Origin of the sequence: Bacillus sp. T2.9-1, from assembly GCF_950097965.1 — a bacterium.
Taxonomy (GTDB): domain Bacteria; phylum Bacillota; class Bacilli; order Bacillales; family Cytobacillaceae; genus Niallia; species Niallia hominis.
In genome coordinates this window covers 83,477-99,561 of record NZ_CATNHG010000119.1, presented here as the reverse complement: position 1 = coordinate 99,561, position 16,085 = coordinate 83,477, and the positions used below count along the sequence as shown (strand labels likewise).

Below are 16,085 nucleotides of genomic sequence, written 5' to 3'. Positions count from 1 at the left end.
GCCAAGACCTCACTTGAGTTAAACTACAAGTACAGGTCTTGGCATGCAATTATTTTGGAAGTGACATTTAATATTCGGAATCAGTAAAATCGTCCCTCTGCTTCCCTTAATAATAAAAGTATTTCGTTAGGTGGCAGTGGTTTACTATACAAGTAGCCTTGGAGCTGACTACACCCTTTGTCTTTTAGAAAGTTGAATTGTTCTTGTGTTTCTACCCCTTCTGCAATCACATTTATACCTAATTCAGAAGCAAGAGTGATGATGGCTGAAACAATAGCTGTATCTACCTGACTAGTAGGAAGATGGCTAATAAATGATTGATCAATTTTAATGGTATCCGCCTGAAACTGTTTTAAGTACATGAAGGAGGCATATCCAGTTCCGAAGTCATCAATAGAAACCTTTATTCCCATGTTCCGCAATTTGGAGACCGTATCCCTAACCAGCGATTCATTGCTAGATAACACACTTTCTGTTATTTCTATTTCAAGATATTTGGAAGATATCTTAAATTCCTTCAGCTTTTTGCTCACTAGTGTAGCGAAATCTTGTTTTAATAGCTGCTTAATTGATACATTTATGGCGATGGGAATCTTTATATTTAACTTTTCCCATTCCTTTATTTGATTACACGCTTTATTAAGTATCCACTCACCTAGCAGTAAAATAAAATCACTTTCTTCCGCTAGGGAAATAAAGGTGGCCGGATTGATCATTCCTTTCTCTGGATGAATCCATCTAATTAATGCTTCCACTCCAATAATAGTACCTGTTTCTGTATTAATTTTTGGTTGATAATAAAGAAGAAACTGATTTTCTTTCAGTGCTTTTCTGAGATTGCTTTTTAATTGAAAAGCACTAAGATCGGTTTTATTCATTTTTGGATCATACAGATTAAAGGCGTTACCACCCATTTTTTTCATACCATACATAGCAATGTCGGCATTTTTCATAAGCTCCTCAAATGTTTTACCATGTTCCCCACTAAGACTTATGCCGATGCTCCCATAGGTGGAAAATTCTTGACCGTCGATAATAATTGGTTCTTCAATTGCTTTGAGAATTTTGTCCGCCAATTCATGCAACATGGTTTTATTCGTACAATTACTAATTAAAATAACAAATTCATCTCCGCCCATACGTGCAACAACATTCGTTTCTCCAATGGCCTCTTGAATTCGTTTCCCTACTTCTTGTATTAACTGATCTCCAGAAGAATGACCAAAAGTATCATTATGAGGTTTTAAGTTGTCTAAATCTAAAAACATAACAGCAAGGTTGTTCGTTTCTTGTAAGCGTTTCGGAAAGAGCTCTTTTAAATATCGCAAATTCGGTAGATTTGTTAAACTATCATAATTAGCTAAATATTTGATCTCTTCTTCACGGTAATGACGCTCCAGTGCAATTCCTGTCAGATGACTAAAATCTTTAAGCATCTCAATATCAGAATCCTTTAGTGTCATTGATTCTTTATAATAAACAGAAAATGTTCCTAATAAAGAGCCTTTTGAAGAGAGAATGGGCAATGACCAGCAGGAATGCAGACCCTCTGCTAGGGCAATTTCTTTCCAATTGGACCAGGATGTATCTGTTTGTATAGCAGATACAATTTTTTTATCCTTCGCATATGCTGAATACCCATAAGATGCAAAATTTTCACCGACAGGAAACTTATCCACCTTTTCAGCAAATTCAGGGTCTAACTTTGGACCATAGCCAAAACGCAACCAATTATGCTCTTGTTCATAATACATAATCGAGCAAATCCCTCTTGAAAGTTCTTCTACACTTTCAGTAATATATTCGATTATTTGTTCCAACGGCTCTCCAACAGCAATTCTCGATAAAATAGTCTTTTGTTTCTTTTGTAGTTTCTCTATGTTTTTCTTATCTGTGATATCTTGTGCTATTCCGTGTATACCAATAACTTGATCATTCAACTTCAATGGAATTGTAGTTAATTTAATATCCCTAATTCTTCCATCCTTTCGAATGATTTGAGACTCAAACCCTTGAATCATTCCACATAGTACTTTGTCAAAACGCTGCAACACCTTTGGAAGTTTTTCAGGTACTATCAAATCACGAAAATTTAAGTTCGTTAATTCCTCCCTTGTATACCCGCTGATTTCTTCTGCAACTTTATTAACATCTAAAAAATTCCCTTCTTGGTCCAACGTATAGACTCCGTCGGGATCATGTAAAAATAGAGATTTATACGTTTGTTCACTTTTTTCCAATTCTGTTATGTCTCGCCCAAATACTATCAAGTTTTGGCGATTTCCACCAGCATCAAATATCGGTACCTTAATTACTTCATATATTCTTTCCGAATTATTGAAAATAATAGACTCTTTTACTTCTATCTGTTTTCCTGTCTCCCAAGCCTCAAGATCACTTTTCACAAAAACAGGTACGTATACAGCAAAATGAGGATATAGTTTTCCTAATTCATCTTCCGTTTTACCTTGGTATTCCTCTATATTAAAAAGTTCTAAAGTTTTACTATTCGCTTCCATCCAGCGTCCATCTTTATCTTTTAAAATAATAATATCTGGACTCGCATTTATAAATGGTTCTAATTTCATAGATTTCTCCCTATTTTTACGGACATATGCCATTTATTATATAATTTTATCGGAATTTGTACTATATAGATTCTTGGACAATTTTGTAATAATAAATGGATTTATAGCCAAATAATGGATTCGTTCTATTTTTCGAGGTTACATCTCTTAAAAAAATCATTCCCCTCTTTCAGGGACCAATGTCCGCTTCAACTTCTCCTTCGCACCCTTCCGCCACCATTTTACAGCAGAAGGGGAGACTCTTTCTTTCTGCGCTATTTCCTTCACCGTCAGCTGATGTACAAAGGTGTCAACTACCCACGTTGTTTCCCCTTCAGATAATTCCTTGCAAAGTCCTTTTACGTAATCCTCTTCTTCCCGATACAAGATAGGACTTTCCATCACCTCCCAAAATTCTTCACTTGGATAAGCATTCCTTTCTGCCTCTCTTGTCCGACGCTTTAATTCATCTAGAAATCTTCCCCACATATGCCGATATAAATAATTGCTATACTTACCCTTTTCTGGATTAAAGGTTTTCGTCGTTTCCCAAATGCTTATTAAGCCAATTTGAAAAAAATCTTGCTTATCTTTATAAATCGTCAGCTTTTTCATCATGTGGTTAATCATGGGCGTAAACTCTTCAACGAGTTGATCATATGTTTTTCCTTCCATTATCGTTTCCTTTTAGAAAAGCGCTTTTCTTTGTTATTCCTAGGTACTTTTACTTTATGGAAAAAAAGAAAGCTTTTCGATTAAAGAAAAAGAAGGCAACGATGCTAAAAATGGAATAAATTAGAAAAAATAGCATTTTACTTGAAGCGATAGTGGTTCCTACCTGATAAATAGCAATAATTTTCGAAGGGAGATATCACCTAAATCATACCTGCAACGAGATCAAAATATGCTATAATTCGAAGGGGAAAAGAAAGATAGAGGTGACATTCATGGCCATACATGTTGTATTATATCAGCCAGAAATTCCAGCTAATACTGCCAATATTGCACGTACTTGTGCAGGAACAGATACAGCCTTGCATTTAATTCGACCACTTGGCTTTTCAACCGATGAAAAGATGATTAAACAAGCAGGTCTTGATTTCTGGGAGACTGTAAACATCACATATTATGACTCATTAGATGACTTTTTTGTAAAAAATCAAGGTGAGTTTTACTATATTGAAACATTCGCTGAAGAAACCTATACATCTCATGATTTCAAAGATAAATCAAAGGATTATTATTTCATATTCGGAAAAGAAACAACGGGATTACCAAAAGATTTACTAGAAACACATAAAGACCATTTTTTAAGAATACCAATGACAGAACATATTCGTTCCCTAAACCTTTCTAATACAGCAGCTATATTGGTGTTTGAAGCATTGAGACAACAGGGATATCCGAATTTAAAATAAAAAATCTTCCTAGATGGAAGATTTTTTTGTTGGAATTTGTCTTTTTGATATGGACAATGTCTTTTTGTGGTGCCTGTCACCCTAAATTTCTTCATCTGTTGCAGTAGTTTGATCATAATCAGAAAGTTGCTCTGTAATAGATGCACTCAAAGTATCTGTGTTATCAGTAGAATCGTTCTCTGAAAGTGTATTAATTAGATTAAAAATTAGTTCTTTCATCTGGTCCACTGATAGTTCTGTGCTTGTTTCCGATGACGAATCATCCATTTGTGCAGTTATGTTATTTATTGGTAGTGGAGGTGGCGTCATTTCCGCTTTGGAAGGCTTTGCTTCTTCCGGCGTTTCCGTTACAGCTGTGAATAGCTCGGAAATCTCCTCTTCTGAGCTGTCACTTGCCTGAAAGTCACTAAGAAGATCGCCGACTGTGCTTAATGCTGTTTGCAGGCTTTCAGGAAGATAAGAACTCTCGCTAGAATCTGTTGACTCCAAACGTTTAAGCATCGTTTCTAAATAAGCTGTTTTCTGTTCCGTTGTTAAAGATGTTAGATCTGTTGTGCTACTACTGTAATTGCCACTACTAGTGAATTGGGTACTTGTTGCAAGCTGCATATAGTCTTTAAAAGTTGATTCACTATTACTGGATGTTTGCTGGGTACTCGGTATGCTTGTCAGGTTTGCCGTAGTCCAATTGCCATACAAATTGGAATAATTGCTGTTGATTGATACAGACATATAAAAAACTCCTTTCATAATGGGAGAGACTGATTGGCTAAAAGAGGCAATCAATCTCACTGTTAGCATAATGAAAGTTGCTTAAAAAAAACTTAATTTTTCTTTTGATATGGTGACAGGCACCACAAAAAGACACTTTTTAATTTATGTCCATACCAGAAGGACAAAACCATGCACCAAAGGCACTATCATTCTTCCGACAGAAAAACTAGAAGCTAATTATACATTTTATCTTTTCAAAGTGCCCTGACACCATTATGTGAATACCATATAGAAACAGCTTAGAAGAAAATGTGGGCGTGGTATTATGAAGAACCAAGTCGAGATTGCTTCGGTATGGGTGCAAGCAATTGGTGCCATCCTTGCTGCTTTAGGAAACAGTGCATGGAATTTACTAAGTGAAGAAGAAATTAAAGACTTGGACTTAATAGGAAATGTTTTACAAACTTTTGGAAATGCCGTACAGGCAGATCAACAAGAAACGATAACATATGAAAAAATCGGAGCTGAGATACAAGCAATTGGGAATACGGTCGTAGCCAGTTCGTATATTTTATTAGAAGATGAGTTAGAAAGTAAGTTAATCATTAAAGGGAATTGGTTACAGGCATTTGGTGCAATCGTCGAAGCTGTGGATGAAGTATTCGATAACTCAGGCAAGGAACAAACATTAAATATCTTAGGAAATACCACACAGGCAGTCGGTAACTCCTTCCAAGCAATCGGCGAGAAGCATATCCTCTTTAACAATAACGATAAGGGGAAATTTTTAGTAATAAGTGGAAGCTGGATACAAGCAGTGGGAACGATACTAAATGCAATCGGCCAAACCGATGAGGAGTTAACCGAAAATAACCATGTTAACCAAAATAAGAGTATGGAAGATGCCACTTCCTTTTATGAGCAAGAAAATCTTAAGCATCCGTGGAAAGCAAGGAGTAAATATTATTAGCGAAGTTCAAGGCTGCTGATAAACAAAAAAAGGGAAAGAAATCAAGAAAATGATTCCTTTCCCTTGTCCTTCTGAGAGAGACAGATGTGGTGTTTTGTCTTTTTATGGTGCCTGTCACCATTACTGTCACCATTACTAAACAAACACTCCCAACAGCAATACACATAATAGACCTGTTACCGAAATGACCGTGGTCAAGGTACTCCATGTTTGGAAGGTTTCTTTTATGCTTAAACCAAAATATTCTTTTACCATCCAAAATCCTGCGTCATTAACATGACAGAATATAACGCTGCCTGCTCCTGTTGCTAAAACAATAAGTGCTGGGTTCACGGAGCTTGTGGCCAATAAAGGAGTCACAAGGCCGGCTGTTGTAAGTGCAGCTACTGTTGCAGATCCTAAACAGAGACGCAATATTGCTGCAATCATCCAAGCTACTAAAATAGGAGACATATTCGTTTCATTGAATAATGTCGCTACATAATCGCCCACTCCTCCGTCTACTAGCACTTGCTTAAAGGCACCACCACCGCCGATAATTAATAGCATCATCGCAATTTGGGCAATAGACTCAGACAGTGTATTACCAATCTCTTTCATTGGAATCTTTCTTGAATATCCCATTGTATAGATTGCAATTAAAAGTGATAAAAGCATGGCAGTTCCCGGTGCACCAATAAATTCTATGATTTCTTTCCCAATAGATTCCCCAGGAAACAATAACGAGAAGATTGTTGCAAGCCCCATAAATATAACTGGGAATAATGATGTTAGCACACTTATGCCAAACCCAGGCGTATCTTGTAAATTAAACTCCTTTTGTGGTCCCAAAGCTGCAAGATTTCCATTTTTTTTATAAGCGTATGGAAAAAACTTCATGGCAAATTTATTAAATAGCGGTCCTGATATAATTGTTGTTGGTATAGCAATAAGGGTCCCTAATAACAACACCTGTCCAATATCTGCACCATATGCAGCAGTAATCGCAGTTGGCGCCGGATGTGGAGGCAAAAAGCCATGTGTAACATTTAAGGCAGCTGCCATTGGTATTCCTAAATAAAGAAAAGGCATTTTTAATTCTTTAGCTATTGCATAAATAATCGGAATTAATACAACAAGCCCTACTTCAAAAAATAAGGCAACCCCTATAATAAAGGAAGCAACAACAACAGCTAGCTGAATCCGTTTCGGACCGAACCTATTAATAAGGGTAATGGCAATTCTATTTCCGCCCCCTGCATCAGATACTAATCTCCCAAGCATTGCTCCTAATCCAAATACTAAGGCTAAATGCCCTAATTGGCTTCCAATCCCGGCTTCTATTGTCATTACTATTTCCGATAATTCCATGCCAAGGCTTATCGCAACCAAAAAAGAGACAATAACTAGCGATACAAACGTGTTTAGCTTCATCTTGATGATAAGAAATAATAAAATAAGAATACCAATTGCAACAATGATAATAGGCATTGCATTCCCTCCAAAAAATGATATAGTCGATCTTATTAAAAGTCATCGTGAAGCGCTTACAATAATCTATAACTAAACAATCAATACCACTTTTGCAAGGGAGACCCTATTTAGAAGAACAGGATGTATTCACACTTAAACGTTTGATTTACTTCCCTTGCAAACTATAAAAATTTTTCGTATGCAAATCAACCTTTCCTAGATTTAGCGGCCTAACCAGCCACCATCCACTGCCAATAAATGTCCATGAATATAGTTAGAAGCATCTGATGCTAAAAAAACTACGACTCCACTGAAATCTTCGGCTGTGCCCCATCGACCGGCAGGAATACGTTCAAGAATTTGTCTATTGCGTGTTTCATCTGACATTAATGCTTCATTCATATCTGTAGCAATATATCCAGGCACAATCGCATTTACATTGACATTTTCCTTTGCCCACTCATTCGCTAACGCCTTTGTAAGCTGGGCAACTCCTCCTTTAGCAGCAGCATAGGCAGGTACAGTCAATCCCCCTTGGAAAGACAAAAGAGATGCCATATTAATAATTTTTCCTTTCTTTTGGGGAACCATATACTTCCCTGCTTCCTGGCATAAAAGCCAAACTGTCTTCAAATTAATATTTATAACATCATCCCAGTCCTCTTCAGAAAAAGTCAAAGAAGGAGAACGACGTTGGATACCAGCATTATTAACAAGGATATCAATGCTGCCTAATTGCTCCACTACTGTTGGTATCGCCTCTTTTACTTGTGTTTGATTCTCTAAATTACAGGCAACAATAATCGCCTTTTGACCAATTGCTTCTATCTCTTTTTGAACTGTAATATCTGCTGTATTCCTCTGCAGCAACGCAATCGTTGCTCCAGCCTCTGCCAACGCGATTGCCATTTGTTTTCCAATTCCTCTTGTCGCACCTGTTACAGCAGCAACTTTTCCTTCTAAACGAAACATTTAATCATATCCTCCTTCATTCTTGAATTCATGTAGCAGATTATAAACACCCTTATAGAAACCGCTATCATTTTGTTGGCAAAAAGATCATTTAATTTTCTATCCCTCCTTTTCACTTTATATATAATTAATAATATTATATATAATTTTTAAAGACGTGTCGAGATTAAATATATATAATTTTAATTTTTATATATAATCCCAACACTTAATCTTATGTTATGGAGCAAAAAGACTTATAGAACCATTTTCATAATATGTTCCCAAAATACTTCCTTTGATTTTTGAATATCCTTTTCCTTTAAGACTTCTACTAGCTTTAAATGGTATGTATGCACTTCTTCTGGCATTATTTTGATTTCAGGATTTAGAACGGTAATATAGCGCTGAATATGACTATTGAGCATAGACCATATTCGATTGTATGTTTCTATTCCTGACCAAGAGATAATAGTCCGGTGAAATTCCATATCTAATTTAGATTGCAGCAAATAGTCAGGTTTTTCATTTTTCATCTGTTCAACAATATCATATAGCTCACCAAGTTTTTTATTTGTTAGATAAGGAGTAATTATTTCGATTGCATTTGTCTCAATCGATGCACGCAAGGAAAAAATATGGTACATTTCTGTCTTATTTATTTCTGTTACAAATGCCCCCTTATACTTTACTGTGCGGATAAGCCCTTCTTCTTCCAAGCCTCTAAGCGCTTCTCGAACAGGAACTTGGCTAATGCCAAGCCGTTTAGCGACCTCCGTCTCTACCACACGATCTCCTGGTTTTAGCTTATTAATAATAATTTCGTCTCGTAGAATTTTCTTCACTTTATCTTTTAACGATAAGGACATTTCTTCCCTCTCTTTTGATTTATCCATGATTATTCCTTTCCTTTTCTAATAATAGATTGCACGAAATCTTGTTTATCTCTATATTATATATAATCTCATCTAAATTGCCTTTCATCAACTAAACACAGCAAACATAAAAAAGCCGCAACCAAGTATTGGCTAAGGGCAATCTATCATGGGACAAGGTACCTGACCCCTTGTCCCAGAATTATTTTATTAAACTACAGGCTCAAAAAGGCAAAGTATTACTTTTAGTGGTAAAATTATCATAATATTTGTTCAACTAATAAGCAGTGAGATGAATATACCAGTACAAGAACAGGAGGCTATTATATGGATAATTCATTTAGAGAATTTCTTGATACTTATTTAAGAGTTTGGAATTCTTCCTCTTTGATTGAATTAAGAAATTTAATATCAAAAGATTACAAAGGTAGAGAAATCACAAAGGGTGAGATAGCTGATTTTGGAATGAAAGAAGCCGTGCGTGGGTGGGAACAAGGATTTAATTTTGTTAAAGAAAATAATGCAGAATGGAAACTAAATGTGCTCTCTACTATCCCATTAAATGCTGATGAAACAATGGTGATAATATCTGCAACTATGATTATTCAGGGTAAGAGTTTAGATACTGCAAATTTATTTTTCCAAACCTTTAAAAATAATCGTTCTTATGGATGGAAGTTGATAAGGAGTTATATTGAATCAGGAATCCCAAACGATAATATTAACAGAATGCTAATTAACGGATCTTTTAGTGAAAAAACTCAAAAATGAATCCCACTAAGATATTCGCTGAAACAAGTCTCTCAAATCAGTGTATAAGTATCTTCTATTTCATGTTCTTAGTTAGAAATACTCTTTATTTAGGCGATGATATTTAGCCTTTTTTCGATAAATATATACACTATGTGTATTTATTCATTTCCAACATGGTGGTTTCTGATACGTTTTCTATATACACTAGTCTTGTAAAAAATTGTTAAGTATTAGATGACTTCCTATATATAATGAACTTACAAAGAAAAAAGGAACCAAGAAAATGGCCCATTTCCCTAGTCCCTCTTGCTGAATCTTACCACTTTTTAGCTTTTGAAAGTTCCAGCTAATAGATGATTACAATACCAATCAAACCGACATATCAACTGATTTACCTAGTGTGGGATGAGGAGCTTCTAGCATTTTTAGTAATTGATCACTATTCTGCTCAGCTGTATTCATTGCCTTTTTTGTTAAAGCTATGCCGACATTTTGAGATAAGCGTGCTTGATTCATTCCTATTGATAATGCTGCAATATCCATTTTTTCTCACCACCTATTCTTGTTATCGGTTATCAGGCAGAACTATAAACAAATCTTCAAATCTTTTTACCAATATATTACTTAGAGCTCAGTACGTATCCATCAAAAATTATTATGAGAATGATTGAAAGCTTCTTAATTGAAGCTAGTTTACCCTACTCTTCTATACAATTAATTAAAAAAGAAAGCGGGAGAATCTTTCCCCCGCTTTCCTCCTCACAACCGCTGCAACCGTAATTCTTGAATAAACAAATCATAATCAATCTCTAGTATTTCGCAGTTGGTTTTTACTTCTTCAAAGAAATCGAATTCCTTATCTGCTGGGCGGTCGCGGTTTTCGTAGTAAAAGTTGATTAGGTGGTATAGTTTTATAAAAGAATCTAGCTTTTCTTTTTTATTCATTTATCCTCTCTCCTTCTGTTTTTGTAACAGATATTTTATCTACTAAACCAGAAACTGTCCTTATCTTGAATAGAAGCCAGCTATCACAAATCACCTATGCTCTTAAGCTGAAAAGGTGAACCGTCTCTCTCATTCCATCCTGGAACTACGATTCTTCCGATTGGTTTGCTTATGATTTGGCCGTTTTCCATTACTTTTGTTCCACGGACAATGGTGGCGACTGGCATTCCTGTAATTGGTGTTTGGTCATATGCGGTTACTTTGCTTTTGCTGTGGAGCTGTTCTCTTGTTATGGTGTGTTTTTTATTCATATCCACTATGGTGATATCTGCATCGGTTCCTACTTGTAAGGATCCTTTTTGCGGATAGATTCCATATTGTTTTGCTGGATTTTCAGAAAGGAGTTTACAGGCATCGACTAAAGAGATTTTCTCTTCACTCACTGCGTTTAAGACTAGTGGTGCCAGTGTTTCAACACCGCACATTCCAGCAGGGATATCCCACAAGCTACCATCCTTTTCTTCCTCCGTATGGGGAGCATGGTCGGAGCAAACTACTGTTACCGTGCCATCTCGAATCCCCCTCCAAAGCTCCTCCTGATCCTTTTTATATTTAATAGGCGGATATACCTTCATCTGCGGGCCAACTCTTTCATAATCCTCATTGGATAAAAAGAGATAGTGTGGACATGTTTCAGATGTAATATTTGTATAGCCATCTGCTTGGGCTTGCCTTATTAACTTCACACCTTCTCCTGTACTTACATGAAGAATATGCAGTCTAGTTCCGAGGTTTTTCGCTAAGGCAATACCAGATTGAATCGTCATTTCTTCCGCTAAGTTCGGTCGTCCTTGGAGAAGCGCTTCGTAATCTCTTTTCCCAGAAGCTTCTACTTCCTCTGTTAGCCGTTGGATTATTTGATTATTTTCCGCATGAATAGCTAGAATTTGCCCTGTTTTTTGCACTTCTCGGAAGATACTATAGACCTCTCCATCTGAAAGCGGTGGAATGACCCCTTCATCTCCATCCTTGTAGTTATACATCAACTGATAAGTCTCTTTATTAATGGCATATCCCCAGAAAAACTTAAAGCCAATAACCCCAGCATGATGAAGCGGAACAATATCTTCTCGATTGACATCCCCTAAGCAAATTCCCCATATCGCGAAATCCACATGTGCTTTTGCCGAAAGGTTTTCCTTTTGCTTTTCAAAATTCCCAACATTATTAATAGGAGGATTGGTGTTCGGCATTTCAAAAACAGTCGTGATACCGCCAGCCGCTGCTGCTTGGGTGCTATAATAAAAATCCTCTTTATACGTTGGACCTGGATCCCTTGAATGAATATGGGTATCCATAAAGCCAGGGCAAACATATAAGCCTTCTCCATCTGTTGCTTCCAAAGCTTCTCCCGCTAACTCCTCTTTGGAGATGGCCGCAATCTTTCCATCTTTTATATAGAGATGCCCTTTTTCAAACCCATTTCCGGTATATAAATAGCCGTTTTTAATAACATGATCCCACAACATACTCTCCACTCCTTTTTTTATACGAAAAATTTATATATCAACCAATACGGTGAGGATATCAGCCATACTTTGGGGTTTATCAGCCAAAATCACATTCTTTTCTGCCAATCTCCCATCCCAACGACTACCGAACCACCACCCCACCAATGATTTCTTGTATATCCTTTATTCCATGTACCTTCATATACGCTTCGATTTCGTCTCGTATTGTTATCATTGCTTCTGGATCAATGAAGGAAGCCGTCCCAATTTGTACAGCGCACGCTCCTGCGAGCATTAACTCGATAGCATCTTCTCCATTCATGACACCACCGCATCCTATAATGGGGAGAGAAGTTGCTTGGTATACTTGGTAAACCATTCGGACAACAAGTGGCAAAATGGCTGGGCCGGAATAGCCGCCCATCACATTGCTGATCTTCGGTTTTCTTGTATGAACATCAATAGACATAGCCAAAAAAGTATTGGAAACCGTTAAAATATCGGCGCCGGATGCTTCACATGCTTTCGCAATCTCCACAATACTCGTTACATTAGGAGACAGCTTCGGAATAAGCGGTTTATTTGTCGTCTTTCGAACCTGGCTTACTAATTCATGCGAGATGGATGGATCCATGCCAAAAGCCAGACCATTATTTTTCAAATTCGGACAGGAAATATTTAATTCAATGGCGTCCACCTCATCTATAGCACCAAGCTCTTCACAAACCTCCACAAATTCTTCGATACTATCTGCTGAAACACTAGGAATAAATGGGGTGGAAAAATTGGCATAAAAGGGGATTGTCTTTTCCTTAAAATACGTTAATCCCTCACTTTGAATCCCAATCGAATTAATCATGCCACCTGCCTTTGTTTCACAAATACGCGGAGTTGGGTTGCCTGTGCGGCGATTCTTCGTAATGCTTTTTGGAATAACAGCCCCGATCTCATTTATATCGATATAATTCGTCATTTGTTCCGCAAATGTTCCAGATGCTGGCATAATAGGATTTTTCAAATGTAGCTTGCCTAATGATACTTCCAATCCACTCATGCAAAAACCACCTTTTCTAATGGGAAGACTGGTCCTTCCATGCAAATTCGAACAGGCCTTATGCTCTCCTCTTCTTCTATCTGACAAACACATCCATAGCAAGAGCCAATCCCACACCCCATATTTTCTTCCAAGGCAATTTCCGCAAACAGCTGATGTTCACAAGCTAATTCCTTCATTAATATTGATAGCCTTCTTGACCCACATGTATAGATCCCATCTATCTTTTTTTCGCTTACTAGCGTTTCTGCTAAAAATTTTACATGATGAGGATCACTCGTTCCGTCCTCATCATTTACAAAAACCGCTTCCACACCAGCTGCCTTTAACTCTGCTTCCATTAAATAGTCCTCTTTTGTTCTAGCACTAACAATGGCAAAACACGAAATATTCATCCTTTTCATCTTAAAAGCAAGGGCAGAAAGGGTGGCAATTCCAACACCTCTAGCAACAACAAGAATATTTTCGCTTCCTTCCGCTACGCTAAACCCCTTGCCTAACGGACCTAATATATCTAGCCTCTCTTCTTTCTTTCGCTCTGCTAATGCCATTGTCCCGACACCTTTTACTAGATAAAGAAACTCCAGCGTACTTTCCGCTTCATTTATGCGAAATATACTGAGTGGTCTGCGCAGCAAAGGTTTTGAACCATCACTGCATTTAATATGGAAAAATTGACCTGCTTGAACTGGGAATAGCTGTTTATTGGGGACTTTTACTTTTAGATGAAAATAGCGCTTGCTTATTTGCTTATTGAATAAAATTTCTGTCTTCACTGCCATCCTTTTTCTCCCCTTTCTTTTTATATCCCTCTTGCCTGCTGTAATACGGCTGCCTCTAGAACATCAATTCCGATTAATATATCGTCTAAATCGGTATGCTCATCTGGATGATGACTAATTCCATTTAAAGATGGAATAAAGATTAATCCCACTGGTCCTAAAGAAGTCATATTCATGGCGTCATGCCCAGCTCCACTTTGCATCCATTGATAAGGAAGATTTTTTTCCAGACAAATTTTTTCAACTTCGAGTGAAAGTTCTTTTGATAACTGTACTGGCTCTTCTTTACTTATCTCCTGTGAAAATATCTCCAATCCTCGTCTTTCCTGTATGTCCTCCATTTTTTTATAAAGGACGTCAAGTACCTTATTTCTTGAGGCAATCGAAGTGGAGCGAATATCTACTTTCATTTCTACTGTACCTGGTACGACATTCATCGCTCCCATTGGAATCGAAAGTACTCCTATTGTGGCGACGGTTCCGTTATGCTGTTCCTTTTTCGCTGCTTCTTCTAACGCGAGTGCTAATTCACTTGCCCCAAGTAATGCATCCTTACGCATATTCATAGGTGTTGTACCAGAGTGGGAAGCAGCACCTTTTACTTCAATAATCAAACGAACAGGTGCGGCAATTCCTGTTACAATCCCAATTTTCTTATTGGTATTCATCAGAATCGGACCTTGCTCAATATGTAATTCAAAGAAAGCCTGAAATCGTTCTGTCTCTCTGCTGGCCAAATCTAATTGATCAAATCGCAAGGCACAAAGTGAAAGAGCTTTTTCAAAGGTAATTCCATCCTTATCCTTGAGGTGTTGATATTTCTCTTTTTGTAGCGTTCCTACCATTGCCTTGCTTCCAACCGTAGATACACCGAACCTAGACGATTCTTCACAAGCGAATGAAATAATTTCAATCGGATGTTCCGTTTCCAGATTTTGTTCATTTAGGCGCTTTATCACTTCTAATCCTGCTGTAACTCCTACCACGCCATCGTACTTACCGCCTTGATAAACGGTATCGAGATGGGACCCTATCACCACTGGCGGCAGATTCTTCTTTCCTTCTCGTCTGGCAATAATATTGCCGCAATAGTCCATCCTAATTTCTAGTCCCTCATTTTTGCACAAACGCATAAAAGCATGACTGCATGCCTGCTCCTCATTCGTAAAGGCAACTCTTGTAATTCCTTCACTTCCTGAATTATATTGATTCATATTATTCAAAAGCTCTTCGTATCTTCTTTTTCGATCCATCTTTCTATCTCCTTGATTATGGGCCATGGAGCTCCGCCCTTCTCTTTATAAGCGAATAGAACTTAATAGATGCATAGATTTCATATGTTCACTTGCCTCTTTGGCCACTTCATTTATTTGCTTCACTAATGTTTCTTGCTGCCTCATTATATAATCACTTTCTCCAACAATGCTGATGCTGACATTTGTTTTTTTGTCGTCATAAAATATTGGCGCGGAAATAGCAGATACCCCTATTTCCAATTCTTCGATGCAAAAAGCAAGCTGAGAATGATAAATTTCTTTTAATTCCTTTTTTATATCAAGAGGATTCGTTTTGGTGTAAGGCGTGGTAGCTTCAAATGGTGTCTCTTGCACAATTTTCTCAACCATCGCTTCCTCTTGGTATGCTACAATTACCTTTGCTGCCGCTGCACTATGTATCGGCATCCTTTGTCCCACATGGACAAAATACTTGTTGCGCAAATCGGATGGCTGATGGGTATAAACACAGTAGACATCACCGCCATGATAGCGACAAATGAATGTATAGAGGTTCGTTTCATTAGATAATTTTTCCCCATATCGTCCCAATAGTTTAATCGGATCCTGCAATCTTAAAAACTGACTTCCCCACAGCATCGTTTTCGGTCCTAAATAATATTGTTTAGTGGTTTTATCCTGAATAACAAGCTGTTGTTCACACATACTTGTGAGCATTCGATGAATGGTACCCTTACTTAAATTAGTCTCTCGCGCAAGTTCGCTGACTCCCATCCCCATATTAGCATTAGAAGAGATGCAGTCCATTACAAGTGTAAATCGATTTAACCATTCCAAGCCTTTTCTCTCCTTTGAAAA

16 protein-coding genes are annotated in these 16,085 nt (G+C 37.4%); 3 read left to right on the top strand and 13 right to left on the bottom strand.

The features are described 5' to 3' along the window. Positions 1 to 80: 80 nt before the first annotated feature. Positions 81 to 2,588: a bifunctional diguanylate cyclase/phosphodiesterase gene (locus QQZ16_RS18130; protein ID WP_284561603.1), complete on the bottom strand. Its 2,508-nt coding sequence runs from the start codon at positions 2,586 to 2,588 to the stop codon at positions 81 to 83. Between the two features lie 156 nt (positions 2,589 to 2,744). Next, positions 2,745 to 3,242 (bottom strand): sigma-70 family RNA polymerase sigma factor, encoded by a 498-nt coding sequence (locus tag QQZ16_RS18125; protein ID WP_251629068.1) that lies wholly within the window; start codon positions 3,240 to 3,242, stop codon positions 2,745 to 2,747. 272 nt (positions 3,243 to 3,514) lie between these two features. On the opposite strand from QQZ16_RS18125, the gene QQZ16_RS18120 reads away from it, so the two are divergent. Continuing rightward, positions 3,515 to 3,985 carry a tRNA (cytidine(34)-2'-O)-methyltransferase gene (locus QQZ16_RS18120; protein WP_048716985.1) on the top strand — a complete coding sequence of 157 codons (471 nt, stop codon included), beginning with the start codon at positions 3,515 to 3,517 and terminating at the stop codon, positions 3,983 to 3,985. An 81-nt stretch (positions 3,986 to 4,066) separates the two neighbouring features. On the opposite strand, the gene QQZ16_RS18115 is transcribed toward QQZ16_RS18120, so the two are convergent. Then, entirely contained in the window at positions 4,067 to 4,717 is a 651-nt protein-coding gene (locus QQZ16_RS18115) for a hypothetical protein (protein WP_235251925.1), read from the bottom strand. Between the two features lie 307 nt (positions 4,718 to 5,024). Here QQZ16_RS18115 and QQZ16_RS18110 point away from each other — a divergent pair, with 307 nt between their 5' ends. Beyond that, a complete protein-coding gene (locus QQZ16_RS18110; RefSeq protein WP_048716983.1) occupies positions 5,025 to 5,669 on the top strand; it encodes a DUF6944 family repetitive protein in 645 nt (214 codons plus the stop codon). Positions 5,670 to 5,804: 135 nt separating this feature from the next. Here the strand turns inward: QQZ16_RS18110 and QQZ16_RS18105 are convergent, their stop codons facing one another. The 3 genes from QQZ16_RS18105 to QQZ16_RS18095 all read right to left on the bottom strand — a co-directional run bounded on the left by QQZ16_RS18105 (position 5,805) and on the right by QQZ16_RS18095 (position 8,968). Continuing rightward, positions 5,805 to 7,139, bottom strand: a complete 1,335-nt coding sequence (locus QQZ16_RS18105; RefSeq protein WP_235251926.1) for a gluconate:H+ symporter — start codon at positions 7,137 to 7,139, stop codon at positions 5,805 to 5,807. 204 nt (positions 7,140 to 7,343) lie between these two features. Beyond that, the gene (locus QQZ16_RS18100; RefSeq protein ID WP_235251927.1) at positions 7,344 to 8,093 is read right to left on the bottom strand and encodes a glucose 1-dehydrogenase; all 750 of its coding nucleotides are present in this window, start codon (positions 8,091 to 8,093) and stop codon (positions 7,344 to 7,346) included. Between the two features lie 236 nt (positions 8,094 to 8,329). Next, on the bottom strand, positions 8,330 to 8,968 hold the full coding sequence (locus tag QQZ16_RS18095) for a GntR family transcriptional regulator (RefSeq protein WP_235251928.1): 639 nt from the start codon (positions 8,966 to 8,968) through the stop codon (positions 8,330 to 8,332). Between the two features lie 306 nt (positions 8,969 to 9,274). Here QQZ16_RS18095 and QQZ16_RS18090 point away from each other — a divergent pair, with 306 nt between their 5' ends. Then, on the top strand, positions 9,275 to 9,718 hold the full coding sequence (locus tag QQZ16_RS18090; RefSeq protein ID WP_235251929.1) for a flavoprotein: 444 nt from the start codon (positions 9,275 to 9,277) through the stop codon (positions 9,716 to 9,718). Positions 9,719 to 10,069: 351 nt separating this feature from the next. Here QQZ16_RS18090 and QQZ16_RS18085 read toward each other — a convergent pair whose 3' ends face one another. The 7 genes from QQZ16_RS18085 to QQZ16_RS18055 form a co-directional block, all read right to left on the bottom strand. Then, positions 10,070 to 10,243 carry a YjfB family protein gene (locus QQZ16_RS18085; RefSeq protein ID WP_235251930.1) on the bottom strand — a complete coding sequence of 58 codons (174 nt, stop codon included), beginning with the start codon at positions 10,241 to 10,243 and terminating at the stop codon, positions 10,070 to 10,072. Positions 10,244 to 10,459: 216 nt separating this feature from the next. Continuing rightward, the gene (locus tag QQZ16_RS18080; RefSeq protein ID WP_235251931.1) at positions 10,460 to 10,645 is read right to left on the bottom strand and encodes a hypothetical protein; all 186 of its coding nucleotides are present in this window, start codon (positions 10,643 to 10,645) and stop codon (positions 10,460 to 10,462) included. An 83-nt stretch (positions 10,646 to 10,728) separates the two neighbouring features. Then, the gene (locus tag QQZ16_RS18075) at positions 10,729 to 12,174 is read right to left on the bottom strand and encodes a dihydroorotase (RefSeq protein WP_235251932.1); all 1,446 of its coding nucleotides are present in this window, start codon (positions 12,172 to 12,174) and stop codon (positions 10,729 to 10,731) included. Between the two features lie 124 nt (positions 12,175 to 12,298). Then, entirely contained in the window at positions 12,299 to 13,210 is a 912-nt protein-coding gene (locus tag QQZ16_RS18070; protein ID WP_235251933.1) for a dihydroorotate dehydrogenase, read from the bottom strand. Next, positions 13,207 to 13,992: a dihydroorotate dehydrogenase electron transfer subunit gene (locus tag QQZ16_RS18065; protein WP_284561602.1), complete on the bottom strand. Its 786-nt coding sequence runs from the start codon at positions 13,990 to 13,992 to the stop codon at positions 13,207 to 13,209. The genes QQZ16_RS18070 and QQZ16_RS18065 overlap by 4 nt, the downstream gene beginning before the upstream one ends. A 20-nt stretch (positions 13,993 to 14,012) precedes the next feature. Next, complete coding sequence (locus QQZ16_RS18060; RefSeq protein WP_235251935.1) at positions 14,013 to 15,272, bottom strand: M20 family metallo-hydrolase; 1,260 nt, start codon at positions 15,270 to 15,272, stop codon at positions 14,013 to 14,015. A gap of 18 nt (positions 15,273 to 15,290) precedes the next feature. Then, positions 15,291 to 16,064: an IclR family transcriptional regulator gene (locus QQZ16_RS18055; RefSeq protein WP_235251936.1), complete on the bottom strand. Its 774-nt coding sequence runs from the start codon at positions 16,062 to 16,064 to the stop codon at positions 15,291 to 15,293. Between the last annotated feature and the right edge of the window lie 21 nt (positions 16,065 to 16,085).